Genomic DNA, 25,046 nt, shown 5'->3' with positions numbered 1-25,046 from the left:
TTGCCTGAATCCCGCCGCCTGTAACAAGAATCGAGAATTTAAACACCTGGTTGCACTTGGGCTCATTCCTTTGCTTTTTGCCGCTGGTTTCGCCGCTGGCGGCACGAGACAATTCAGATCCCAGAGGTATTGATTGGTGAGAATTCCTGGTACTCTGCTGAGTACAATTCTTTTGCACCAACCTGCGCAGATGCGCAGGTTTTTTTTTGCCATTTTTTGAGCCCCCTCCCGCACTTAACGCAACTGGTGTACTCTGCGACTCTACACTTAATGCTGACCGACAGACGACAAAGAGAGTCGCTATGCTTTTTGCTTTTTTCCGCGCGCTATTTCGCATTCTGTTCCGGGTAACGCTTTCCGGCGATCCGCAGGTGCTTCAAGGACAGCGGGTGCTGATTGTGCCGAACCACGTCTCGTTTCTGGATGGGATCCTGGTTGCACTCTTCTTGCCGGTGCGCCCGGTATTCGCGGTCTACTCCTCAATTAGCCAGCAGTGGTTTATGCGCTGGCTTAAGCCGCTGATTGATTTTGTCCCGCTGGACCCGACCAAGCCGATGTCTATCAAGCATCTGGTACGTCTGGTGGAGCAGGGGCGTCCGGTGGTGATTTTCCCGGAAGGGCGCATCAGCGTGACCGGGTCGTTGATGAAAATCTACGATGGCGCCGGGTTTGTGGCAGCTAAAGCACAGGCCACGGTTGTGCCTTTGCGCATCGACGGCGCGGAGCTGACTTTCTTTAGCCGCCTGAAAGGACTGGTAAAACGCCGGGCTTTCCCACGCATTAGTCTGCATCTTTTACCTCCAACCTCCATTGCAATGCCGGAAGCCCCACGGGCCCGGGATCGCCGTAAAATGGCCGGCGAGATGCTGCACCAAATCATGATGGAAGCGCGTATGGCCGTGCGCCCGCGTGAGACACTTTTTGAGGCGCTACTGGCGGCGAAGGATCGTTACGGTTCGCGTAAAAACTGTATTGAAGACATTAACTTCAAGCCAGATACCTACAGCTCGCTGCTGAAAAAAACGCTATTTGTAGGCCGAATTCTCGATAAATACAGCAAACAGGGTGAAACCATTGGTTTGATGCTGCCGAACGCAGCGATCAGCGCGGCGGTAATTTTTGGCGCTTCTTCACGCGGCCGCATTCCGGCAATGATGAACTACACGGCCGGCGTAAAAGGGCTGACCAGCGCGATTACTGCGGCGCAAATCAAGACGGTCTTTACCTCCCGACAGTTCCTGGAAAAGGGCAAGCTGTGGCACCTGCCGGAACAGCTGACGCAGGTGCGGTGGGTTTATCTGGAAGATTTAAGGTCGACCATCACTCTGCAGGATAAAGTGTGGATCTTTGCTCATCTGCTTGCGCCTCGCCTGGCCCAGGTGAAGCAGCAGCCGGAAGACGCGGCGATGGTGCTGTTTACCTCCGGCTCGGAAGGCAACCCAAAAGGCGTGGTGCACAGCCATAAAAGCCTGCTGGCCAACGTAGAGCAGATTCGCACTATCGCGGATTTCACCGCCGATGACCGGTTTATGTCCGCGCTGCCGCTCTTCCACTCTTTTGGTCTGACGGTGGGGCTGTTCACGCCTTTGCTGACCGGGGCGGAAGTGTTCCTTTATCCAAGCCCGCTGCATTACCGTGTGGTACCGGAGCTCATTTACGACCGCAATTGTACGGTGGTGTTTGGTACTTCGACGTTCCTCGGTAACTATGCCCGTTTTGCTAATCCGTATGATTTCTTCCGCCTGCGCTATGTGGTTGCCGGGGCAGAAAAGCTGCAGGAAAGCACTAAGCAGCTGTGGCAGGACAAGTTTGGCCTGCGCATTCTGGAAGGCTACGGCGTGACCGAGTGCGCGCCGGTGGTGTCTATCAACGTGCCGATGGCGGCGAAGCCGGGCACAGTGGGCCGTATTCTCCCGGCAATGGATGCTCGCCTGCTGGCGGTGCCAGGCATTGAGCAGGGCGGAAGGCTGCAGCTGAAAGGGCCAAACATCATGAACGGCTATCTGCGTGTGGAAAATCCGGGCGTGCTGGAGAAGCCTGAAGCTGAAAACGGCCTCGGCGAAATGGAACCCGGCTGGTACGACACCGGCGATATCGTGACCTTTGACGAGCAGGGCTATTGCGTGATCCAGGGGCGTGCGAAGCGCTTTGCCAAAATCGCCGGGGAGATGGTGTCGCTCGAGATGGTTGAACAGATGGCTATCGGCATTTCGCCTGACAAGCTGCATGCCACGGTGGTGAAGCACGACGCCGCCAAAGGCGAAGCCTTGGTGATGTTTACCACCGACAGCGAGCTTAACCGCGAAAAACTTCTGCATTATGCGCGCGAGCACGGTGTGCCTGAGCTGGCGGTGCCGCGCGATATTCGCTTCCTCAAGCAACTGCCGGTGTTAGGCAGCGGAAAACCAGATTTTGTCACCCTGAAAGCACAGGTTGATGAAGCGGAGAAAGCCCATGGCTGAACAGGCTGGCAATAGCGGTTCTTTGTGGTCTCGCGGCATGATGGCGGTGACCGCGGCGCAGTTTTTATCGGCTTTTGGTGATAACGCGCTGCTATTCGCCACGCTCGCGGTGCTCAAGCAGCAGTTCTACCCGGACTGGAGCCAGCCGGTGCTGCAAATGGTGTTTGTCGGTGCGTATATCCTCTTTGCGCCGTTTGTAGGGCAGGTAGCCGACAGCTTCGCCAAAGGGCGAGTGATGATGCTGGCGAACAGTATGAAACTTGTTGGTGCGGCGGTTATCGCGCTGGGGCTAAATCCGTTTGTCGGCTATACGCTGGTGGGCATCGGCGCGGCGGCCTATTCACCGGCTAAATACGGCATTCTTGGCGAGCTGACCACGGGCGATCGGTTGGTGAAGGCCAACGGCCTGATGGAGTCCTCTACCATTGCGGCGATCCTGCTGGGATCCGTTGCCGGCGGCGTGCTGGCAGACTGGAACCTGACGGCGGCGCTGGTCGTGTGCGCGCTGGTATACGGTGGGGCGGTGGTTGCCAACGTCTTTATCCCTAAACTTGCCGCCGCGCGCCCCGGTCAGTCATGGCGTTTCAAGCCGATGACGCACAGCTTCTTTTCCGCCTGCCGCAGCCTTTGGCGCAGCGGAGAAACGCGCTTCTCGCTGGTAGGCACCAGCCTGTTCTGGGGAGCGGGCGTGACGCTGCGCTTCCTGCTGGTGCTGTGGGTGCCGGTGGCGTTAGGGATCACGGATAACGCGACGCCGACTTACCTTAACGCGATGGTTGCCGTTGGGATTGTGGTAGGGGCCGGGGCAGCCGCGAAACTGGTGACGCTGGAAACCGTCGCCCGCTGCATGCCTGCCGGGATTTTAATTGGCGTTGGTGTACTGATTTTTGCTCTCCAGCATTCTCTGCTGCCTTCTTACGCTTTGCTGGTGTTGATTGGCCTGTTGGGTGGTTTCTTCGTGGTGCCGCTCAACGCGCTGCTGCAGGAGCGCGGCAAGCACACGGTCGGGGCCGGTAACGCCATTGCTGTGCAAAACCTGGGTGAAAACACGGCCATGCTTTTGATGCTGGGTCTGTTCTCACTGGCGGTGAAAACCGGGGCGTCCATCGTTGGCATTGGCATTGGATTTGGGGCGGTGTTCGCGCTAGCGATTAGCGCGCTCTGGCTGTGGCAAATCAAACAGAAATAACAAAAAGGCCCTCTTTTCGAGGGCCTTAATTTTTTATGGTGCAGGGTAAGTATAGATGCGATGCACCGCTTCAATCTCCTCAATCACCTCTTCGCTTAGCGTCAAATGCAGGCTTTCAAGGTTAGTTTTCAGCTGGTCCAGCGTCGTGGCACCGAGCAGCGTGCTGGCCACAAACGGCTGGCGGCGAACGAAGGCCAGCGCCATTTGCGCCGGGTCGAGGTTATGGTGTTTAGCTATCTCCACGTAGGCCGCCACGGCTTTTTGCGACTGCTCGCCGCTGTAGCGCGTAAAGCGGCTAAACAGCGTGTTGCGAGCGCCCGCCGGTTTGGCCCCGTTAAGGTATTTACCCGACAGTACGCCGAAGGCGAGGCAGGAATAAGCCAGCAGCTCAACGCCTTCGTGCTGGCTGATTTCAGACAGGCCCACTTCAAAGCTGCGGTTTAACAGACTGTAGGGGTTTTGAATGGTCACAATGCGCGGCAGATCGTGTTTTTCCGCAAGCTGCAGATAGCGCATTACGCCCCACGGCGTTTCGTTCGAGACGCCGATATAGCGAATTTTCCCGGCACGCTGGCACTCAGTCAGCGCTTCAAGAGTTTCCAGCAGCGTTACCGGTAGCGAGGTCGTGTCGCTCCAGGTGTAGCCAAGTTTGCCAAACATGTTGGTCTGGCGCTGCGGCCAGTGAACCTGGTAGAGGTCGAGGTAATCGGTTTGCAGGCGCTTGAGGCTGGCATCCAACGCTTCGCGGATGTTTTTCCGGTCGAGGATCTGGTTTGGGCGGATGCCCGCATCGTTGTTGCGTGTTGGGCCAGTGACTTTGGAAGCAACAACCAACTTTTCGCGGTTGCCGCGAGCTTTAAGCCAGCTGCCGACATAGCTCTCGGTTAAGCCCTGAGTTTCCGGGCGCGGCGGTACCGGGTACATTTCCGCGACATCAATCAGATTCACGCCCTGACTGACTGCGTAATCGAGCTGTTGGTGGGCATCGGCCTCGCTGTTTTGTTCACCAAAGGTCATGGTTCCCAGCCCCAGCGTGCTGACTTCAAGTGAACTGTGGGGGATACGGTGATAGTGCATAGCCGGCTTCCTGTTGTTCTTTTGACTCGTCAGGCATCGTTACCCGACAAAAGGTCTATAAACATGGCAGAGGCCGGAGCAAAGCGGAAGAGGGGAAAAGAAGAAAAATCATCAGGCCAGCCGAGGGGCTGACCCTGGGAGATTAGCGCTCAATAATCTGGGAGACGTCGTTGCGGTTGATCTGCATTTCATTACCTTGCTGGTCACGGTAGCTTACCAGGCCGGTATCTTCATCGACCTTCGGCTTGCCTTCGGTCAAAATCATTCGTCCATCTTTGGTGGCCATTACGTAGTCACTGCTGCAGCCTGAAACGGCAAAGGCAAGACCAATGGCGGAGATTGCTACTGCCCATTTAGTCATCGTTAGGTTCCTCGTCAGGAAGGGATCTCGTTAATAAGTCTAGTAATAACCTGATGAACAGGGGAAGGAAAGCAGCAAATTCTTAATAGGCTAAGGGAAATGTAACATTCTCCGGCACTTGCTGACAGAAACCTGGATTCGCTTTCTCATTGCTTGTTTTAAAGCGTAAAGTGCCGTGCGAGCAAGGCGGCGGTGAAATTCTTCTTTAAGTAGAAGCCGCGAGGTAGCGTGAGAATAGGTGAGCCGTCAGCACCAATGGCCTCTGTTAACGCCCGACTGTTGGCGGCTTTTGGCCGCAGCTGCAGTACTTCGCCGTGACGGGCGGTAATGCGCTCGACCTGGCCCAGCACGATCAGATCCATCAGTTCTTCCCAGTCCAGGCGCAGCTGCTGCTCTTCTTCTTCTGAAGGACTCCATAACAATGGAGAACCGACGTGTCGCTCGGCAAGCGGGATCTGCCTTTCTCCCTCAACCGGGATCCACAGCACGCGCTTGAGCTTATGCCGTACATGGCTGGTTTCCCAAATGACGCCGCTATTACCGGTTAACGGCGCGACGCAGACGAACGTGGTTTCCAGCGGGCGGCCAAGGCTATCCACCGGGATCGTTTTCAGTTCGATCCCGAGAGCGGCAAAGTCTTGTTCGGGTTTACTGCCCGCGCTGGCACCCAGCCACAGCTCCAGCAGCACGCCAATCCAGCCTTTATCTCTCTTCAGGTCTTTCGGCGTCTTTATGCCGGCGCAGGCCGCCAGTTCGCCAAGGGTGTAACCTGCGACGCTTTGCGCCTGCTGGAGCAGCTCGGCTTCACTGCGTGGGGGCGTGATGAGCGGACGTATTGGTTGCATAACTCATTGATGTTTTTTGGTTAAAAAATGAACGCACTTTGTGCACAGCGAAAGCTTAGTTTAGTCGTCTGAGGATAAGATTAACAATATTCTGATTTATAATGAGTTTTTAAAGGCAGCCGTTTCGTTGCAGCAACATTAAAAAGGCTTTTCCAAATCTGGTCACTGACAATGAACAGGATCTTACACCATGTTATCCACAGAAAAGTGGGATAACTGGGAAAAAGCATGACTACTGGTTCCATTTACAGCCTTGACGGGGCGCTAAAATACAATTTATCACCGATTTGTGACTAACTTGTTGGCACAATCTGTGGATAAAAACGACATTGCTCGATCTTTCATCAGTAGGCGATCTTCATATGTGACGATCATCACATTATGAAATTCATGTGTCATTTTTATAGTATTATAATTATGAAATATAAAGACTTTAATGTGTGTTAGGATTGCTCCTGATTTTACTTGTCCCGAGTTGTCCCGATGTAATTCGGTAGTTCTTCACAGTTATATCCACAGAAAAAGTGAATAAAACCGCCGGTTTTGACCAGTCCCTGTTTATAACCCGGCTATCTTTTGTGAGTTATTCAAATGTTATTCCATGCAAACGCCGCCGAGAGAGTGGTTTACCGCCTGACACTTGTATGAAACAATCGATGCAATCTAAGTTTGTTTTGAGGTAGTCCGGTGATCGATGATGATGGCTACCGCCCCAACGTTGGGATCGTAATATGTAATCGGCAGGGACAGGTGATGTGGGCGCGACGCTTTGGTCAACATTCCTGGCAATTTCCTCAGGGGGGCATTAATCCTGGCGAGTCCGCTGAACAGGCAATGTACCGGGAGCTTTTCGAAGAAGTCGGCCTACAAAGAAAAGATGTTCGCATTCTTGCCTCGACCCGAAACTGGTTGCGTTACAAATTACCTAAACGTTTGGTGCGTTGGGACACAAAGCCGGTTTGTATCGGCCAAAAACAAAAATGGTTTCTTTTGCAGTTGCTGAGCAGCGACGGTGAGATCAACATGCAAACCAGCAGCACGCCGGAATTTGATGGCTGGCGCTGGGTCAGTTATTGGTATCCGGTCCGTCAGGTTGTTTCATTCAAGCGCGATGTCTATCGCCGCGTGATGAAAGAGTTTGCCAGCGTGGTGATGCCACTGCAGGAAGTTACGCCACCACGCAATAACTCGCCTGCATGGCGACGTAAAAGAGGTTAAGTCACGCGAAAAATGCTCACCCGTCTGCGAGAAATAGTCGAAAAAGTCGCTAGTGCCCCGCGTCTCAATGAGGCGCTGGACATTTTGGTGACTGACATCTGCCTTGCGATGGATACCGAGGTTTGCTCGGTTTATCTCGCCGATCACGAGCGCCGCTGTTTTTACCTTATGGCGACGCGTGGATTAAAGAAACCTCGCGGCCGAACCGTCACGCTTGCCTTTGACGAAGGTATTGTTGGCCTGGTTGGGAGGCTCGCGGAGCCGATTAACCTTGCCGATGCGCAAAAACACCCCAGCTTTAAATATGTGCCCGCGGTAAAAGAGGAGCGTTTTCGCGCTTTCCTCGGGGTGCCTATTATCCAGCGCCGTCAGCTTCTGGGCGTGTTGGTTGTCCAGCAAAGAGAGCACCGGCAGTACGATGAGAGCGAAGAGTCTTTCCTCGTTACGCTGGCAACGCAGATGGCCGGGATATTATCCCAGTCTCAGCTAGCGGCTCTGTTTGGGCAATATCGTCAGACGCGTATTCGCGCGCTGCCTGCATCACCTGGGGTGGCCATTGCCGAAGGCTGGATGGACACTACCGTCCCGCTGATGGAGCAAGTGTTTGAGGCGTCGACTCTCGATACTGCACTTGAGCGCGAGCGTTTGACCGCCGCGCTCGAAGAGGCTTCCGGGGAGTTCCGCCGCTACAGCAAGCGTTTTGCCGCCGGGGCTCAGAAAGAGACTGCGGCAATCTTCGATTTATATTCTCACCTGCTGACCGACGCACGCCTTCGCCGCGAGCTTTTTGCCGAAGTGGATAAAGGCCTTGTGGCGGAGTGGGCGGTGAAAACGGTGGTGGAGAAATTCGCTGAACAATTTGCCAGCCTTTCAGACAGCTACCTGAAAGAGCGGGCGGGTGACCTCAGGGCGCTGGGGCAACGCCTGTTGTTCCACCTCGACGACACGATTCAAAGCCCGAATACCTGGCCTGAACGCTTTGTGCTGGTGGCCGACGAGCTTTCAGCCACCACGCTTGCCGAACTGCCGCAAAACCGTCTGGCGGGCGTTGTCGTACGCGATGGTGCGGCAAACTCTCATGCTGCCATTATGGTCCGCGCGCTGGGTATCCCAACCGTCATGGGGGCCGATATTCAGCCATCGGCGCTGCATCGCCGTATGCTGATCGTGGACGGCTATCGCGGTGAGTTGCTGGTGGATCCTGAGCCGGTTCTGCTGCAGGAATACCAGCGCCTGGTGACCGAGGAGAACGAACTTAGTCGCCTGGCGGAAGATGATGTGGAACAGCCCGCGGCGTTAAAAAGCGGCGAGCGGGTGCAGGTGATGCTGAATGCCGGGCTTAGTCCTGAGCATGAAGAACAGCTTGGCAGCCGTATCGACGGCATCGGGCTGTACCGCACCGAAATTCCGTTTATGCTGCAAAGCGGTTTCCCGTCTGAAGAAGAGCAGGTTGCGCAGTATCAGGGCATGTTGCAGATGTTTAACGACAAACCTGTGACGCTGCGAACGCTGGACGTTGGGGCGGATAAACAGCTTCCGTATATGCCCATCAGCGAAGAGAATCCTTGTCTCGGCTGGCGAGGTATCCGTATTACGCTGGATCAGCCAGAGATCTTTCTGATCCAGGTCCGCGCAATGCTGCGGGCGAATGCGGCCACGGGGAATTTGAGTATCCTGCTGCCGATGATCACCAGCATTGATGAGATCGATGATGCGCGCAGACTTATCGATCGTGCGGGCCGGGAAGTCGAAGAGGAATTAGGCTATCAGCTGCCTAAGCTGAGGCTTGGGGTAATGGTTGAAGTGCCGTCCATGGTGTTCATGTTGGGGCATCTGGCTGGGCGTATTGATTTTATTTCCGTTGGCACAAACGACCTTACGCAGTATTTGCTTGCGGTTGACCGTAACAACACCCGAGTGGCTAACCTTTACGATAGCCTGCATCCGGCGATGCTTCGCACGCTGAACCTGATTGCGCGTGAAGCGGAGCGTTATGACATCGACCTGTGCCTGTGCGGTGAAATGGCCGGTGACCCGATGTGCGTCGCGATTCTGGTTGGGATGGGCTACCGTCATCTCTCAATGAACGGCCGTTCCGTCGCACGTATTAAATACCTGCTGCGCCATATCCAGCTTGAAGAGGCCGAGGTGCTCGCTCAGCGTACACTTGAGGCTCAAATGGCGACGGAAGTGCGCCATCAGGTTGCGGCCTTTATGGAGCGGCGTGGCATGGGTGGCCTGATTCGCGGCGGGCGTTGATCCGTTCGCAATGTCCCGGTATCGCCGGGACATTACACATCTTTTACAACTTCCATAATCAATCACTCCGGCCGTTTGTGCTATGATCCGCTGCTTTCGGAGCGCATCGAGAGCGGTGCGTACTTGCCACTCACCTTCTATTTTGGGTGAGGTAACAATAGCTTGTGGTGACAGATGAATAGTGGCTATCTGCGTTTCCCTGAATTTGACCCGGTGCTTTTCTCCATCGGGCCGGTTTCCCTGCACTGGTACGGGCTCATGTACCTGGTTGGGTTCGTGTTTGCCATGTGGCTTGCCGGGCGCCGCGCCAGCCGCCCAGGCAGCGGCTGGACGAAAAATGAAGTAGAGAATCTGCTGTATGCAGGGTTCCTTGGCGTGTTCCTGGGAGGACGTCTGGGCTATGTCTTCTTCTACAATCTGCCGGTCTTCCTTGCCGATCCTCTCTACCTGTTCAAAGTCTGGGACGGCGGTATGTCCTTCCACGGCGGCCTGATCGGTGTTATCTGCGTGATGATTTGGTTCGCGCGTCGCACCAAACGTACTTTCTTCCAGGTCTCTGATTTTATTGCGCCGCTGATCCCGTTTGGTTTGGGGGCTGGCCGTCTCGGCAACTTCATCAACGGCGAACTGTGGGGCCGCGTTGACCCGAACTTCCGCTTCGCCATGCTGTTCCCAGGCTCGCGCAGTGAAGACGTTGGCCTGCTGGCTACGCACCCGGAATGGCAGTCGCTGTTCAACACCTACGGTGTTCTGCCTCGCCATCCATCGCAGCTTTATGAGCTGGCGCTGGAAGGGGTTGTGCTGTTCATCATCCTGAACCTGTTTATTCGTAAGCCTCGCCCGATGGGCTCGGTCTCTGGTCTGTTCCTGATTGGCTACGGCGCGTTCCGCATCATCGTGGAATTCTTCCGCCAACCTGATGCACAGTTCACCGGCACATGGGTGCAGTACATCAGCATGGGGCAGATCCTGTCGATTCCGATGATTGTTGCCGGTATCATTATGATGGTCTGGGCTTACCGCCGTCCGCAGCAGCAACTTTCGTGAGGTGACATGAAACAGTATCTTGATTTGATGAAAAAAGTGCTCGAAGAGGGCACACCAAAAGCGGACCGTACCGGTACCGGCACGTTGTCGATTTTTGGGCATCAAATGCGCTTTAACCTGCAGGAAGGCTTCCCGCTGGTTACCACCAAAAAATGTCACCTGCGTTCGATCATTCATGAGCTGCTTTGGTTCCTCAATGGCGATACCAATATCGCGTACCTGAAAGAAAACAAGGTGACGATTTGGGACGAATGGGCGGATGAAAACGGCGATCTTGGCCCGGTTTACGGTAAGCAGTGGCGCTCCTGGGCAACCCCTGATGGGCGTTATATTGATCAGCTAACTACCGTTTTGAAGCAACTGAAAGACGACCCCGATTCCCGGCGCATTATTGTCTCTGCGTGGAACGTGGGCGAGCTGGATAAAATGGCGCTGGCCCCATGCCACGCGTTTTTCCAGTTCTATGTGGCAGATGGCAAACTCTCTTGCCAGCTCTACCAGCGCTCTTGCGACATCTTCCTTGGTTTGCCGTTCAACATCGCCAGTTATGCGCTGTTGGTGCATATGATGGCGCAGCAGTGCGAGCTGGAAGTGGGCGATTTTGTCTGGACCGGGGGGGATACACATCTGTACAGCAACCACCTGGAACAGACCCGCCTGCAGCTAACCCGTGAGCCGCGCGCGCTGCCGAAGCTGGTTATCAAGCGCAAGCCGGAGTCATTGTTTGACTACCGTTTCGAAGACTTCGAGATTGAAGGCTACGATCCACATCCGGCGATCAAAGCGCCTGTCGCCATTTAACTTGTCGACAGCGTGACAGAACCGGTGCCTGAGTGCGCCGGTTTTTTTTGCCCTGGTTTTGCTTCTTCGGCATTGATTCCAGAGCGTATGCAACTCTCCGTAACGTCTTAATTTTCTTCCGGCATGTGTCGAATCATTCGATTTGCGAGCTGGCTCATTGAGCCTCTGTTGCCCACACTCACCCCCATGAAAATCAACCAACGTGGTTTTAGCGTTATTGAGGTGATGGTGGTGATGGCCATTGTTGCCGTACTCAGCGCAGGGGGGCTTCACGGCTGGCAAGAGTGGCAGCAGAGAGTGCAGTTGCGGCAAACGGCTCAGCAGCTGAGTCACTTTCTCTCGCGGCTAAGAAATGACGCTAACTGGAACAACCAAACCCATCTTTTGGCGCTGCACCGATTTGGCAAAAGCTGGTGTCTGGCAAGCCGTGCCGCTGAAGAAAACTGTTCGGAAAACCCAAGGCTGGCGTTTACCTCCGAGTTTGACGATATCGCCGTGGAAGAGATGACTGCCGGGTTAGGTTTCTACGGTATTCGCAATACGACCTGGCCTGGGCACCTTATTTTGAAAAGTAAGGCCGGTCGCTGGAAAGTGACGATATCGGTTTGGGGGCGAATCCGGTTGTGCGAAATGTCTGGTGACAAGTCATGTTAAACGCTCAGAGAGGGTTTACGTTACTCGAAACGCTTATTGCGATGGCACTGAGCAGCGCGTTGTTGCTTGGTACCTCAAGGCTTTTCCCCGCTTTGCAGGGGGAGATTTTACGCCAGTACAGTTACGTTGCCCAGCAGGAAGCTCTCTGGCAAATGGCGTTCACCGTTGGAAAAAATTTACAGCGCGCGGGTTATTGTCGCGGCCAGTGTCAGGGGGAGGCTGTAAAGCTTATGAACAACGGAAGCTGCGTGGTATTGCAGTGGGATGCCAACGGTAATGGCCGCTGGGACACGGCCCCCGGTAGTCAAAATGAACAGACGGGCTATCGCTTGCGTGACGGCAGTCTGGAGACCCAAAAGGGCGTAGATCATTGTGAAGGCACCGGCTGGGAAAGAATGTCTGACCCGACGCAATTGGTGGTGCAACATTTTTCCTTGATTCGCCAGAAACGCAAAACCGGCAGGCCTTTATTACTCGTTAGTCTTGCCGCGTATCTGAAGCAAGGTGGACGTCCTGTGGAGCTTAGCTACACGGTGAGTGGAGAGAATTTATGAGCAGCAAGCAAGAGAAAGGGAGTACCTCTTTGCTGATGGTGTTGATGCTGCTCGCGGTTGGTTCTCTGATGCTGAGTGGGCTTTCCCGGCAACTTAGCGCCCAGCGCTTTGAGGTTGCCGCCGAGATTCAGTTTATTAAAAATCAGACGGCTGCAAGATCTGCGCTGGCATGGGGGGAAAAACAAAGCTGGCAGCCGCAGAGAACCTGGCAATGTCAGTTTGAGTCACGTAATCAGTGGCACGCCTGTCTGCACTTAACCAATAAAGGTGAGGCCTTACTGGCTGCTTCCGGTTCTGCTGCAGGGCCCACGTTACCGTTTACATTGTGGCGCTGGGGTGTACTTCAGGGGAATAAATTAGTGGCTTCCGCGCAGGGCTGGCTGGATTTTTGCCCTTTACTGGACGATGACTTATGCAAACTGCCTCGATAGTCTCCCGGCAGGGTGGGTTCAGCCTCCCGGAGGTGCTATGTGCCCTGGCGCTGTTTGCGATTGTGATGACGGCATTACTGGGGTACCACCGCGTATTGCAGCAGGGTTTCACCAGCCAATGGCAGCTAAGGCAGTTGTGGCGGGTCGCGCGTGAGCAGACAGAGCCAGAAGTTCGTCCACTTTCAGATGCATGGAATGTGCATCAACAGCAGACATCGTCTTTGGGATGTGTCAGCATCGACGTTACTGTAACAAGTCCAGAGGGCCGGATAGCGCAGCTTTCGAGGCTCGAGTGCCCACGGTCAGAACAACGTCAGGAGTAGCGATTTTATGTTGCGTGTCTACCATTCCAACCGCCTTGATGTGCTGGAAGCTATCATGGAGTTCATTGTGGAGCGGCAGCCGCTGCCGGATCCTTTTGAGCCGGAAGTGGTACTGGTGCAAAGCACCGGGATGGCACAGTGGCTGCAAATGACGCTGGCGCAGAAGTTTGGCATTGCAGCGAACATCGAGTTTCCGCTGCCCGCCAGTTTTATCTGGGACATGTTCGTGAGGGTATTGCCCGACATCCCAAAAGAAAGTGCTTTCAACAAGCAGAGCATGAGCTGGAAGCTGATGACGCTTATCCCCAATATGCTCCACAAACCTGAGTTCACACTACTTGGCCACTATCTGCAGGAAGACGACAGCAGCCGTAAGCTGTTTCAACTTTCTTCCCGGATTGCCGACCTTTATGACCAGTATCTGGTCTATCGCCCCGGCTGGTTAAGCCGTTGGGAGAAGGGCGAGCTTGTCGAAGGTGTGGGAGAGTCTCAGCTCTGGCAGGCCCCGCTTTGGGCCGAACTGGTGCGCTACACCGCCGAGCTGGGGCAACCTGAATGGCATCGTGCCAATCTCTACCAGCGTTTTATTAGCGCTCTTGAGAAAAGCGAGGTTTGCCCGGCAGGTCTCCCGCCTCGCGTCTTTATTTGTGGGATATCCGCTCTGCCACCGGTGTACCTTCAGGCTCTGCAGGCGCTGGGTAAGCATATCGATGTCCATGTGCTGTTTACCAACCCCTGCCGCTACTACTGGGGTGATATTAAAGATCCGGCGTTTCTTGCTCGTCTTGTTAGCCGCCGCCGCCGTTTGCACCAGGCCGACCGGGAACTGACCTTGTTTAAGGACAACGACAATGCCTCTTCGCTGTTTAATGAACTTGGTGAGCAGGACGTAGGGAATTCCTTGCTAGCCTCTTGGGGGAAATTAGGGCGCGACTACGCCTTTTTGCTTTCTGAGCTGGAGCGTTTTGAAGAGATCGATGTTTTTGTCGATTTAGAACCCGGTAACCTTCTCCACGGGCTGCAGCATGATCTGCTGGAGCTGAAGGATTCGCAGGTACTGGGGCTGACGGCTAAGGAGTATGAACGCAGTGACGGCAAACGGGGGCTGGATCTTAACGATCGTTCTGTGACATTCCATGAATGCCACAGCCCGCAGCGTGAAGTTGAAGTGTTGCACGATCAACTGCTGGCGATGCTGGAGGCTGATCCGGAACTTACGCCGCGCGATATTATCGTGATGGTTGCCGATATTGATAGCTACAGCCCGTTTATTCAGGCGGTATTTGGTCGCGCGAAGGATGAACGTTGGTTGCCGTTTGCCATTTCTGACCGGCGTGCTCGCCAGGCTCACCCGGCGCTGCAGGCGTTCATTTTACTGCTTGGCTTGCCGGAAAGCCGTTTTGCGGCAGAGGATGTACTGGCGCTGCTGGAAGTGCCTGCGCTGGCGGCGCGTTTCTCTATTGATGAAGAAGGGCTGCGCTACCTGCGTAAATGGGTGAATGAGTCTGGAATTCGCTGGGGTATTGATGATGACAACGTTCGCGAGCTGGCGCTGCCTGCTACCGGGCAGCACACCTGGCGTTTTGGCCTCACCCGTATGCTGCTGGGTTATGCGATGGAAAGCCAGGCGGGAGTTTGGGATTCAGTCCTGCCCTATGATGAATCCAGCGGCCTGATTGCCGAACTGGTGGGGCAGCTTGCGGAGTTACTGATGCAGCTGAACCGCTGGCGTCAGCTGTTAACTCAGGAGCGCCCTTTAGACGAATGGTTACCGCTATGCAGGGAGATGCTGAACAGCTTCTTCTTGCCGGATAGTGAAACAGAAGCCGCGCTGGCGCTCATTGAGCAACAGTGGCAGGAGATGATTGAAAAAGGCACTGATGCTGCCTATCAGCAACCCGTGCCATTAACCTTACTGCGCGATGAACTGGCTCAGCGTCTTGACCAGGAGCGCATCAGCCAGCGTTTCCTCGCCGGACCGGTAAACTTCTGTACCCTGATGCCAATGCGCGCCATTCCCTTTAAGGTCGTTTGTTTGCTGGGCATGAATGACGGTGTCTATCCGCGAACGCTTGCGCCATTGGGCTTTGACCTGATGAGCCAGCACCCGCAGCGTGGGGACCGCAGCCGCCGGGACGACGACCGCTACCTATTCCTTGAAGCGCTTATTTCGGCCCAGCAGCGGCTGTACATCAGCTATATCGGCCGTTCGATTCAGGACAACAGCAGACGTTACCCGTCGGTGCTGGTGGAAGAACTGCTGGACTATGTCGCTCGCAGTCACTACCTCCCCGGGGATGCGGCAAGTAATGCCGATGACAGCAGCGAACATGTGAGAAAGCACCTGGTCATGCTTCATGCCCGAACGCCTTTCGACAGCACCAACTACCTTGCTGGTGGCGATCAACAAAGCTTTGCTCAGGAGTGGCTACCCGCAGCCAGCGGCACCGGTGAGGAGCATGCTCACTTTATTCAACCTCTGGCCGTTGAGCCCTGCGCCGAAATAACCCTTGAGCAGCTCCAGCGCTTTTGGCGGCACCCGGTGCGGGCATTTTTCCAAATGCGTCTGGGTATTAACTTCCGCCTTGAAGAGACCGAATTGCCGGATGAGGAGCCTTTCACCCTTGATGTGCTCGATCGCTTTCAGTTGAATCAGCACCTGCTTAATACGCTGGTTCAACAAGACGATCCGCATCAACTGTTTGTGCGCTATCGGGCTGCTGGCGTTTTACCGTACGGGGCTTTCGGTGAAATCTTGTGGGAAAACCAGCGCAATGAAATGCAAACGCTGGCTGAAACAGTGCTGGCCGAACGGCAAAAAGGGGAAAGCTGTGAAGTTGATCTTCACATCGACGGAACCAGAGTAACGGGCTGGCTGTCGGACGTACAGGCTGATGGCTTGCTGCGCTGGCGTCCTTCGGTACTGAATGTGGCTCACGGTATGCAGCTATGGATTGAACACCTGGTCTACTGCGCCAGCGGCTACCTGGGTGAGAGTCGAATGTACGGGCGCAAAGATTCACAGTGGCGTTTCCCTCATATGGCGCAGGACGAAGCGAAGGCATGGCTTTCGCAACTGGTTGAGGGTTATAAAGAAGGTCTCCGTCAGCCATTACTGCTGCTGCATAACAGCGGCGGCGCGTGGATAAAAACCTGTTATGACCCACAAAATAATGCCATTTTATGGGATGAGGAGACGCAGCAGAAAGCCCGCACTAAGCTGCTGGCTGCCTGGGAAGGAAACCATATGGTAGAAGGGGAAGGGGCTGATATCTGGCTGCAACGTTTGTACCGTACCCTTAATGCCGAGTATTACGAAGCGATTATCTCAGAGGCCCAGCGCTACCTGTTGCCTTTGTTCCGATTCAACCAATCCTGAATAAGGGTTGTATAAAAATTGCACAGCCCGGTGAGTTCCATTATGATGCGATTTCTTGCTCAGGGCTGGCGAAGTATAACAACGGCGTTCGACGGATTGCTTCGAAAAGTTGTTAATGATGAGTAAGTTAGTGAAGACGAGGTTTGTGAATGCCTAAATGCAGCACCTGGTTTACCGCGCTTTTCTTGTTCGTTGCTCTTTGGGCACCCTGCAGTCAGGCAGATAACGGATGGCAACCGATTCAGGACACCATTCGTAAAAGTGAAAAAGATCCTCGTCAGTATCAGGCTATTCGTTTAGATAACGGTATGACCGTGCTGCTGGTTTCCGACCCGCAGGCGGTGAAGTCGCTGTCAGCGCTGGTGGTGCCAGTTGGCTCACTGGAAGATCCAGATGCTCACCTCGGGCTTGCCCATTTTCTGGAACATATGACGCTGATGGGTTCCAAAAAATACCCGGACCCGGATAGCCTGTCTGAATTCCTCAAAAAACATGGCGGCAGCCACAATGCCAGTACCGCCACCTATCGAACTGCATTTTATCTTGAAGTGGAAAACGATGCCCTCGACGGCGCCGTAGACCGCCTGGCCGACGCCATTGCTGAACCTAACCTCGCGGCGCAATATGCCGAGCGTGAACGTAACGCGGTCAACGCCGAGCTGACGATGGCCCGCGCGCGTGACGGGATGCGCATGGCGCAGGTTAGCGCTGAAACAATCAACCCGTTGCACCCAGCGGCGCGTTTCTCCGGAGGCAACCTTGAAACCCTGCGCGATAAACCCGGCAGCAAGCTGCTCGATGCGCTGGTGGCATTCAGAGATAAGTACTACTCCGCAAACCTGATGAAAGCGGTTATCTACAGCAACAAGCCTTTGCCTGAACTGGCGAAGATTGCCGCTGAAACCTACGGCCGGGTGCCAAACAAAAATATCGAAAAGCCGGTTATCGACGTACCGGTGGTGACTGATGCGCAAAAAGGTATCTTCATCCACTACGTGCCGGTCATGCCGCGCAAGGTGGTTCGCGTTGAGTTCCGCATCGATAACAATAGCGATAAATTCCGCAGCAAAACCGATGAGCTGATTGGTTACCTGATAGGTAACCGCAGCCACGATACGCTGTCGGATTGGCTGCAAAAGCAGGGGCTTGCGGAAAGCGTACGCGCAGATTCTGACCCGATGGTGGCCGGCAACAGCGGTGTTTTCGCCATCTCCGTCTCTCTGACTGATAAAGGCCTGGCCAATCGTGACCAGGTGGTTGCAGCAATATTCAGCTATCTCGATCAGTTGCGCGCCAAAGGTATCGATAAACGTTACTTTGACGAACTTGCGCACGTGCTGGATCTCGACTTCCGCTACCCGTCCATCACCCGTGATATGGACTACATTGAATGGCTGGCAGATACCATGCTGCGCGTTCCGGTCAGCCATACGCTGGATTCCGCGAACATTGCTGACCAGTACGATCCTAATGCGATTAAAGCGCGTCTGGATATGATGACGCCGCAGAATGCCCGTGTGTGGTACATCAGCCCGCAGGAGCCACACAATAAAACGGCCTATTTCGTTGATGCGCCTTACGAAGTTGACAAAATCCCTGCGCAGACTTTTGCCGACTGGCAGCAGAAGGCAGATGCCATCAAGCTTGAGCTGCCTCAGCTGAACCCTTACATTCCCGATGACTTCACGCTTTATAAACCGCAGAAGGAATACCAGCATCCTGAGCTGCTGATCCACGAACCGGATCTGCGCGTGGTATATATGCCGAGCCGCTATTTTGGCAACGAGCCAAAAGCGGACGTGACGCTTGTGCTGCGTAATCCACAGGTGATGAACAGCGCGAAGAATCAGGTGCTGTTTGCCATCAATGATTACCTTGCGGGCATTGCGCTGGATGAACTCAGCAATCAGGCATCGGTTGGCGGCATCAGTTTCTCATCTAACGCGAATAGCGGGCTGATGATTAACGCCAACGGCTATACGCAGCGGCTGCCGCAGCTGTTCGAAGCGCTGTTGAAGGGCTATTTCAGCTATACCCCAACGCAGGAACAGCTGGATCAGGCTAAGTCCTGGTATGCGCAGATGATGGACTCGGCGGAAAAAGGTAAAGCCTTTGAGCAGGCGATTGCGCCGGTGCAGATGGTTTCGCAGGTGCCTTATTATGAGCGTAGTACCCGCCGGGCGCTGCTGCCGGAGCTGACGCTTAAGGACGTGCTGGATTACCGTGAACGGCTGAAAACCAATTCCCGACCTGAGTTTATGGTCATTGGTAATATGTCTCCGGAGCAGACCAAACAATTGACGGAAAACGTCAAAACGCAGCTGGCGCCGAAGGGCAGCGAATGGTGCCGTAATGACGATGTGCTGATCAATAAGCGGCATCTGGCGATGTTTGAAAAGGCCGGAAGCAGCACCGACTCAGCGCTGGCGGCAGTTTATGTACCAAAAGGCTATAGCGAAGCCACCAGCACGGCTTACGGTTCAATGCTGGGTCAAATCGTTCAGCCCTGGTTCTATAATCAGTTGCGGACACAAGAGCAGCTTGGCTATGCGGTGTTTGCTTTCCCTATGTCTATTGGTCGCCAGTGGGGCGTGGGCTTCCTGCTGCAAAGCAGTGATAAGCAGCCTGCTTACCTGTACGAGCGGTTTAAAGCGTTTTACCCGGTTATCGAGAAAAAACTGCGCGGCATGAGCGACGCCGAATTTGCCCAAATCCAGCAGGGGATGATTGCCCAGATGCAGCAGGCGCCTCAAACGCTTGCGGAAGAGGCGGCGCAGCTTAGCAAAGATTTCGATCGCCGAAACATGGCGTTTGATTCCCGTGATAAAGTGATAGCTGAAATTAAGAAATTAACGCCACAGAAGCTGGCTGATTTCTTCCATCAGGCGGTGATAGCTCCCCAGGGGATGGCGGTGCTGTCACAGATTTCCGGCAGCCATAACGGCAAAGCAGAGTATGCGGCTCCAAAAGGGTGGAAAACCTGGGAGGGGGCACGCAGTCTGCAGCAGACGTTACCACTAGTAAGCGAGAAATAATGACCGATGTAACCGCGCAGCCCCTTGATCCTTTAAGTTTGCCGCTGTTCGGCGAACGGTTGATAGAAGCTTCCGCGGGGACCGGTAAGACCTTTACCATTGCCGCGCTTTATTTGCGGTTGTTATTGGGCTTAGGGGGAGAGAATGCTTTCCCCCGCCCGCTAGGTGTTGAAGAACTGCTGGTGGTGACCTTCACCGAAGCGGCCACCGAAGAACTGCGTGGTCGTATTCGGGCAAATATCCACGAATTGCGCATCGCCTGTATTCGTAACCGCACCAAAAACCCACTTCTGCAAAACCTGCTTGCCCAGATAGCGGACAAGCAGCTTGCTGCCCGTACCTTGCTGTTAGCCGAACAGCAGATGGATGAGGCCGCTATCTTCACGATCCACGGCTTTTGCCAGCGAATGCTCAGCCTCAACGCTTTTGAGTCCGGAATGCTGTTCGAGCAACAGCTCCTTGAGGATGAATCCGTGCTGCGCCGCCACGCGTGTGCTGATTTCTGGCGGCGTCACTGCTACCCGTTGCCAAAACCAGTCGCTCAAGCGATGAGTGAAGAGTGGTCTGGCCCGGAAGCGCTTTTAAAAGACATCAATAGCTGGCTTCAGGGGGAACAGCCCCGGTTGAAACAGCCCCCGGCGGATGACGAAACGCTGCTGGCTCGCCATGAAAAAATAATCTCCGCTATCGACGGGGTCAAAGCTCAGTGGAGAGCAGCCGCGGGTGAGCTGGCAAGCCTGATTAGCGATTCTGGCGTGGATAAACGTAGCTACAGCAGTAAACATTTGCCGAACTGGCTGGAGATTGTTGGGCAGTGGGCGCAGCTGGAAACCACCAGCTATCAGCTCCCTGACGCGCTGGCGAAGTTTGCGCAAAGCACGCTTGAAGAGAAAACCAAAAAAGGTGAAGTGCCCCGGCATAGCTTGTTCACTGCCATAGATGCATTGCTTGCAGAGCCGCTAACGCTGCGCGACCTGGTGATAGCCAGAGCGATGGCGGAAATTCGTTATATTGTTCAGCAAGAGAAGCGCCGCCGCGGCGAACTGGGCTTTGACGATATGCTGAGCCGGCTCGATGAGTCTCTGCATCAGCCCGGCGGCGACGCCTTAGCGACGGCGATCCGTAGCCGTTTCCCGGTGGCGATGATCGATGAATTCCAGGATACCGACCCGCAGCAGTACCGTATTTTCCGCCGGCTGTACATCAAGCAGCAGGGTACCGCGCTACTGTTGATTGGTGACCCCAAGCAGGCTATTTACGCTTTCCGCGGCGCCGATATTTTTACCTACATGAAGGCGCGTCAGGAAGTTAGCGCCCACTACACGCTGGATACTAACTGGCGCTCGTCTCCCTCGATGATCCACGGCGTAAACACGCTGTTCCAGCAGGTTGATAATCCGTTCTTATTCCGCCAGATTCCATTCCTGCCGGTCAAATCAGCGCCCGGTAACGGTGGGCTACGGTTTACCATCCGGGGTGAAAGCCAGGCGGCGGTGAAAATGTGGCTCCAGCCGGGCGATGGCGTCGGTGTGAGTGATTACCAACAAGCGATGGCAATACAGTGCGCCCGGCAAATTCGCGACTGGCTCACCGCCGGGCAGCGCGGGGATGCGCTGCTTTGGCATGGGGATGAGCCCCAGCCGCTCAGGGCATCAGACATGACGATTCTGGTCCGTAGCCGTGGAGAAGCGGCCATTGTGCGCGATGCGCTAAGCGCGCTGAATATTCCATCGGTATATCTCTCTAACCGTGATTCTGTGTTCGCTACGGTTGAGGCGCGTGAGTTGCTGTGGGTATTACAGGCCGTGCTGACGCCTGAAATTGAAACCGCCATGCGCAGCGCCATTGCGACGAGCATGCTAGGACTGGATGCCCAGGCTATTGAGTCTCTGAACAAAGACGAACTGACCTGGGATAACCTGGTTGAAGAATTCTTTGGCTACCGCGAACAGTGGCTTAAGCGGGGCGTGATGCCCATGTTGAGGGCCTTAATCGGGGCGAGAAATATAGCTGAAAACCTGCTGGCCACGCCGGGCGGGGAACGCAGGCTGACGGATATTCTGCATATCAGCGAGCTGTTGCAGGAGGCCTCAGCAGAAATGGAGAGCGAGCATGCGCTGGTGCGCTGGCTGGCGCAGCGCATTGCCGAGCCGGACAGCAACGCTTCCAGTCAGCAGTTGAGGCTCGAAAGTGATAAACATTTGGTGCAGGTGGTGACCATTCACAAATCCAAAGGGCTGGAGTATCCGCTGGTCTGGCTGCCGTTCGTGGCCAACTATCGCCCGCAGAGCAGCGGCCTGTATCACGACCGGACCACCTTTACCTCGCTTCTGGATTTGAGCAACGACGCGGAAAGCCTGGGGCTGGCCGAAGAAGAACGTCTGGCGGAAGACTTGCGTTTGCTGTATGTGGCATTAACGCGTTCCGTCTGGCACTGCAGCCTGGGCGTGGCGCCGTTGTTCCGGGGTTCGAGAGCCAAAAAAGGCAGCAGCGATCTGCATCTCAGTGCGCTGGGCTATTTGCTACAGAAAGGAGAAGCTCTTGATGCCGAAGGGCTGCGCCAGGCGCTGGAAGGCCTGAAAAGCGAGGCTATCGATGTCGAAACATTATCTCCCGGGGATGATACTCCGTGGCAGCCTGTATCCGATGCGTTGCCCGAGCTTGCCGCCCGTCAGCTCAAGCGTCGAATCACCGATAACTGGCGCGTGACCAGTTATTCCGGTCTGCAGCAGCACGGCAGCAGTCGGGTTCTGGATTTAGTGCCACGCCTGGACGTTGACGCCGTAGGGGAAGCCCCCGAACAAAGTGAGCCGTTACTTACGCCGCATACTTTCCCGCGCGGTGCTTCGCCAGGTACCTTCTTGCATAGCCTTTTCGAAGAGGTTGATTTTACGCAGCCAGTACAGCCTGAAGAGATAGAAAAACACTTGCTTGCCAATGGGTTTGGCGGCGAGTGGGGGCCGGTGGTGAGCCGCTGGCTGGAAGCGGTGCTTGCTGCGCCGCTCAATGACGCCGGCGTTGCCCTGAACCTGCTTTCTGCGAAGGAAAGACAGGTGGAGCTGGAATTTTATTTACCTATCGACAATGAACTACAGGCACCGGCGTTAGACGCGCTGATTCGCCATTACGACCCGCTGTCTGCTGGCTGCCCGCCTTTGGACTTCCGTCAGGTGAAGGGGATGCTGAAAGGGTTTATTGACCTGGTGTTCCGCTGGCAGGGGCGCTACTACCTGCTGGACTATAAATCTAACTGGCTAGGTGAAGACAGCAGCGCTTACACCCAGGAGGCGATGGCGGTGGCGATGCAATCCCATCGCTACGATTTGCAATATCAGCTCTACACGCTGGCGCTGCATCGCTACCTGCGCCACCGTATGGCCGGGTATGACTACCAGCAGCATTTTGGTGGGGTTATCTATTTGTTCCTGCGCGGCGTGGAGCAAGGTAAGCCCGAGCAGGGTATTTTTTCTACGCGACCGGACGTCAGGCTGGTTGAAGCCATGGATGCGCTGTTCGCCGGGGCAGCAGAGGAGATCCCACTGTGAGTATGTCTCAGCTACTCAATCAGGCGGTGGCGCTGAAAGCCCTCAGGCCGCTGGATTCACAGTTTGCCATGATGGTGGCTAACGATCAGCAGCCCGCCGTCATGCTGGCCGCAGCGCTACTGAGCCGTGAATCAGGCGAAGGGCATGTCTGCCTGCCGCTTGAGCGCATCCGGCCCGAATATGCCTTTGCTGGCAAACATCCTGAACTTGTGGCTCAGCTTTTTGCCGAGGCGGAGCCCGCATCAGGCTGGCACAGCGCGTTACTGGCTTCCCATTCAGTGAGCTCGGGCGACGAACCTACGCCGCTGAAACTCATTGATAACCGCCTCTACCTCAATCGTATGTGGAGTAACGAGCAGCGGGTGGCGGCCTTTTTCGGTGAACATAACCAGCCTGTTGCGGTGGATGAGACCCGGCTTCGCGAAATCCTCGATGCACTGTTTGGTAGCAGCCCACAGACGGACTGGCAGAAAGTGGCCGCAGCAGTGGCGCTGACCCGCCGTATTTCAGTTATTTCCGGCGGGCCGGGGACCGGTAAAACCACAACGGTGGCAAAACTGCTGGGCGCGCTGGTTCAGCTTTCCGATGGCCAGCCCGTACGTATTCAGCTTGCAGCGCCCACGGGTAAGGCAGCCGCACGCTTAACGGAATCGTTGGGAAGTGCGCTGCGCCAGCTGCCGCTCAGCGATGAGCAGAAAAAACGCCTGCCTGAAGAGGCTTCGACACTGCACCGGCTTTTAGGCGCGCAGCCGAACAGCCAGCGTCTGCGTCACCATGCCGGGAATCCTCTACACCTGGATGTGCTGGTGGTGGATGAGGCGTCGATGGTAGACCTGCCGATGATGTCCAGGCTTATCGAGGCTCTGCCGGAGCGGGCAAGGGTCATTTTCCTCGGGGACAGAGATCAACTGGCTTCCGTTGAAGCGGGCGCGGTACTGGGCGATATCTGCCATTACGTGAATGATGGTTATTCGGTGCAGCGTGCGGAGCAATTACAGCGGCTCACGGGCTGTGAGGTTCCCGTAGGCGATAGTGACCGGGCAAGCGCGCTACGAGACGGGCTTTGCCTGCTGCGTAAAAGCTACCGATTCGACAGCCAGTCCGGCATCGGGCAACTGGCGTTTGCGGTGAATGCCAGCGATAGCCGGCAGGTGAAAGCCGCATTTGGACAGGGATTTACGGACATCTCGCTGCAGCCGCTGCTGGAGCCTGAAGATTATACGGCGATGATTGCCGACGTGGTCAGCGGCTACGGTGAGTATTTGCAGCTGGTGCGCCAGAAAGCCGGCCCTGCGGAGATCATTAATGCTTTTGGCCGTTATCAGCTGCTGTGTGCCTTACGTGAAGGCCCCTTCGGCGTGAGTGGCCTGAATGAGCGTATTGAGCAGGCGCTTGTACAGGCGCGTTTGATTCAGCGACCTTCGCAGGCGTTGTCCCGTTGGTACAACGGGCGTCCGGTGATGATTGCCCGCAATGACAGCTCTCTTGGCTTGTTTAACGGCGATATCGGGATTGCTCTGCAGCGTGAGGAAGGGCTTCGTGTCTGGTTTTCGATGCCGGATGGCTCGGTGAAATCCGTTCAGCCAAGCCGCCTGCCTGCACACGATACGGCCTTCGCCATGACCGTGCATAAATCTCAGGGGTCTGAGTTTGACCACGCCGCGCTGGTATTGCCGAATCAGTTTGTGCCGGTGGTGACGCGTGAACTGGTGTACACCGCGATCACGCGCGCTCGTAAGCAGCTGTCGCTGTATGCCGATGAACGCGTTTTGAATAAAGCGATAGCCACGCGTACGGAGCGCCGCAGCGGGCTTATGGCGATTTTCTCTGGAGAATAAAAGATAAGGGAAGGCACACTTTATGCCT

At 55.2% G+C, this 25,046-nt stretch carries 17 protein-coding genes; 14 read left to right on the top strand and 3 right to left on the bottom strand.

The annotated features are described in order from the left end of the window. Positions 1-302 precede the first annotated feature (302 nt). Positions 303-2,462 (top strand): bifunctional acyl-ACP--phospholipid O-acyltransferase/long-chain-fatty-acid--ACP ligase, encoded by a 2,160-nt coding sequence (gene aas, locus B9Y90_RS09950; RefSeq protein ID WP_039287364.1) that lies wholly within the window; start codon positions 303-305, stop codon positions 2,460-2,462. Continuing rightward, positions 2,455-3,651, top strand: a complete 1,197-nt coding sequence (gene lplT, locus B9Y90_RS09945) for a lysophospholipid transporter LplT (protein WP_039287361.1) — start codon at positions 2,455-2,457, stop codon at positions 3,649-3,651. The genes aas and lplT overlap by 8 nt, the downstream gene beginning before the upstream one ends. Positions 3,652-3,684: 33 nt before the next feature. Here lplT and B9Y90_RS09940 read toward each other — a convergent pair whose 3' ends face one another. The 3 genes from B9Y90_RS09940 to mutH form a co-directional block, all read right to left on the bottom strand. Next, positions 3,685-4,728: an NADP(H)-dependent aldo-keto reductase gene (locus tag B9Y90_RS09940; protein WP_085541122.1), complete on the bottom strand. Its 1,044-nt coding sequence runs from the start codon at positions 4,726-4,728 to the stop codon at positions 3,685-3,687. Positions 4,729-4,870: 142 nt separating this feature from the next. Further along, positions 4,871-5,089, bottom strand: a complete 219-nt coding sequence (locus B9Y90_RS09935) for a YgdI/YgdR family lipoprotein (protein WP_008458470.1) — start codon at positions 5,087-5,089, stop codon at positions 4,871-4,873. Between the two features lie 158 nt (positions 5,090-5,247). Continuing rightward, a complete protein-coding gene (mutH, locus tag B9Y90_RS09930) occupies positions 5,248-5,934 on the bottom strand; it encodes a DNA mismatch repair endonuclease MutH (protein ID WP_085541121.1) in 687 nt (228 codons plus the stop codon). A 687-nt stretch (positions 5,935-6,621) separates the two neighbouring features. On the opposite strand from mutH, the gene rppH reads away from it, so the two are divergent. The 12 genes from rppH to recD all read left to right on the top strand — a co-directional run bounded on the left by rppH (position 6,622) and on the right by recD (position 25,018). Beyond that, entirely contained in the window at positions 6,622-7,152 is a 531-nt protein-coding gene (gene rppH / locus B9Y90_RS09920) for an RNA pyrophosphohydrolase (protein WP_008458467.1), read from the top strand. Positions 7,153-7,164: 12 nt separating this feature from the next. Further along, on the top strand, positions 7,165-9,411 hold the full coding sequence (gene ptsP, locus B9Y90_RS09915) for a phosphoenolpyruvate--protein phosphotransferase (protein ID WP_039287351.1): 2,247 nt from the start codon (positions 7,165-7,167) through the stop codon (positions 9,409-9,411). 174 nt (positions 9,412-9,585) lie between these two features. Next, positions 9,586-10,458 carry a prolipoprotein diacylglyceryl transferase gene (gene lgt, locus B9Y90_RS09910; RefSeq protein WP_008458462.1) on the top strand — a complete coding sequence of 291 codons (873 nt, stop codon included), beginning with the start codon at positions 9,586-9,588 and terminating at the stop codon, positions 10,456-10,458. A gap of 6 nt (positions 10,459-10,464) precedes the next feature. Next, positions 10,465-11,259, top strand: a complete 795-nt coding sequence (gene thyA, locus B9Y90_RS09905) for a thymidylate synthase (RefSeq protein WP_085541120.1) — start codon at positions 10,465-10,467, stop codon at positions 11,257-11,259. A gap of 186 nt (positions 11,260-11,445) precedes the next feature. Beyond that, the gene (locus B9Y90_RS09900; protein ID WP_085541119.1) at positions 11,446-11,913 is read left to right on the top strand and encodes a prepilin peptidase-dependent protein; all 468 of its coding nucleotides are present in this window, start codon (positions 11,446-11,448) and stop codon (positions 11,911-11,913) included. After that, the gene (locus tag B9Y90_RS09895) at positions 11,907-12,467 is read left to right on the top strand and encodes a prepilin peptidase-dependent protein (RefSeq protein ID WP_085541118.1); all 561 of its coding nucleotides are present in this window, start codon (positions 11,907-11,909) and stop codon (positions 12,465-12,467) included. The genes B9Y90_RS09900 and B9Y90_RS09895 overlap by 7 nt, the downstream gene beginning before the upstream one ends. After that, entirely contained in the window at positions 12,464-12,898 is a 435-nt protein-coding gene (locus B9Y90_RS09890) for a DUF2509 family protein (protein WP_085541117.1), read from the top strand. Before B9Y90_RS09895 ends, B9Y90_RS09890 begins: the two co-directional genes overlap by 4 nt. Further along, a complete protein-coding gene (locus B9Y90_RS09885) occupies positions 12,880-13,221 on the top strand; it encodes a prepilin-type N-terminal cleavage/methylation domain-containing protein (protein WP_085541116.1) in 342 nt (113 codons plus the stop codon). The genes B9Y90_RS09890 and B9Y90_RS09885 overlap by 19 nt, the downstream gene beginning before the upstream one ends. A gap of 7 nt (positions 13,222-13,228) precedes the next feature. Beyond that, positions 13,229-16,600, top strand: a complete 3,372-nt coding sequence (recC, locus tag B9Y90_RS09880) for an exodeoxyribonuclease V subunit gamma (RefSeq protein WP_085541115.1) — start codon at positions 13,229-13,231, stop codon at positions 16,598-16,600. A gap of 149 nt (positions 16,601-16,749) precedes the next feature. Further along, positions 16,750-19,635 carry a pitrilysin gene (ptrA, locus tag B9Y90_RS09875; protein WP_039287333.1) on the top strand — a complete coding sequence of 962 codons (2,886 nt, stop codon included), beginning with the start codon at positions 16,750-16,752 and terminating at the stop codon, positions 19,633-19,635. Continuing rightward, positions 19,635-23,180 carry an exodeoxyribonuclease V subunit beta gene (gene recB / locus B9Y90_RS09870; protein WP_085541114.1) on the top strand — a complete coding sequence of 1,182 codons (3,546 nt, stop codon included), beginning with the start codon at positions 19,635-19,637 and terminating at the stop codon, positions 23,178-23,180. The genes ptrA and recB overlap by 1 nt, the downstream gene beginning before the upstream one ends. After that, the gene (gene recD, locus B9Y90_RS09865; protein WP_085541113.1) at positions 23,177-25,018 is read left to right on the top strand and encodes an exodeoxyribonuclease V subunit alpha; all 1,842 of its coding nucleotides are present in this window, start codon (positions 23,177-23,179) and stop codon (positions 25,016-25,018) included. Before recB ends, recD begins: the two co-directional genes overlap by 4 nt. Positions 25,019-25,046: the final 28 nt, after the last annotated feature.

It is taken from the genome of Cedecea sp. NFIX57, assembly GCF_900177785.1.
Lineage (GTDB): Bacteria > Pseudomonadota > Gammaproteobacteria > Enterobacterales > Enterobacteriaceae > Cedecea > Cedecea neteri_C.
The sequence above is the reverse complement of the archived record's forward strand: the minus strand, read 5'-3'. Positions and strand labels throughout refer to the sequence as shown.

Coding starts and splice junctions, on each gene's coding strand:
- aas (WP_039287364.1), top strand. CDS start 303: ATGCTTTTTGCTTTTTTCCGCGCGCTATTTCGCATTCTGTTCCGGGTA.
- lplT (WP_039287361.1), top strand. CDS start 2,455: ATGGCTGAACAGGCTGGCAATAGCGGTTCTTTGTGGTCTCGCGGCATG.
- B9Y90_RS09940 (WP_085541122.1), bottom strand. CDS start 4,728: ATGCACTATCACCGTATCCCCCACAGTTCACTTGAAGTCAGCACGCTG.
- B9Y90_RS09935 (WP_008458470.1), bottom strand. CDS start 5,089: ATGACTAAATGGGCAGTAGCAATCTCCGCCATTGGTCTTGCCTTTGCC.
- mutH (WP_085541121.1), bottom strand. CDS start 5,934: ATGCAACCAATACGTCCGCTCATCACGCCCCCACGCAGTGAAGCCGAG.
- ptsP (WP_039287351.1), top strand. CDS start 7,165: ATGCTCACCCGTCTGCGAGAAATAGTCGAAAAAGTCGCTAGTGCCCCG.
- lgt (WP_008458462.1), top strand. CDS start 9,586: ATGAATAGTGGCTATCTGCGTTTCCCTGAATTTGACCCGGTGCTTTTC.
- thyA (WP_085541120.1), top strand. CDS start 10,465: ATGAAACAGTATCTTGATTTGATGAAAAAAGTGCTCGAAGAGGGCACA.
- B9Y90_RS09900 (WP_085541119.1), top strand. CDS start 11,446: ATGAAAATCAACCAACGTGGTTTTAGCGTTATTGAGGTGATGGTGGTG.
- B9Y90_RS09895 (WP_085541118.1), top strand. CDS start 11,907: ATGTTAAACGCTCAGAGAGGGTTTACGTTACTCGAAACGCTTATTGCG.
- B9Y90_RS09890 (WP_085541117.1), top strand. CDS start 12,464: ATGAGCAGCAAGCAAGAGAAAGGGAGTACCTCTTTGCTGATGGTGTTG.
- B9Y90_RS09885 (WP_085541116.1), top strand. CDS start 12,880: ATGCAAACTGCCTCGATAGTCTCCCGGCAGGGTGGGTTCAGCCTCCCG.
- recC (WP_085541115.1), top strand. CDS start 13,229: ATGTTGCGTGTCTACCATTCCAACCGCCTTGATGTGCTGGAAGCTATC.
- ptrA (WP_039287333.1), top strand. CDS start 16,750: ATGCCTAAATGCAGCACCTGGTTTACCGCGCTTTTCTTGTTCGTTGCT.
- recB (WP_085541114.1), top strand. CDS start 19,635: ATGACCGATGTAACCGCGCAGCCCCTTGATCCTTTAAGTTTGCCGCTG.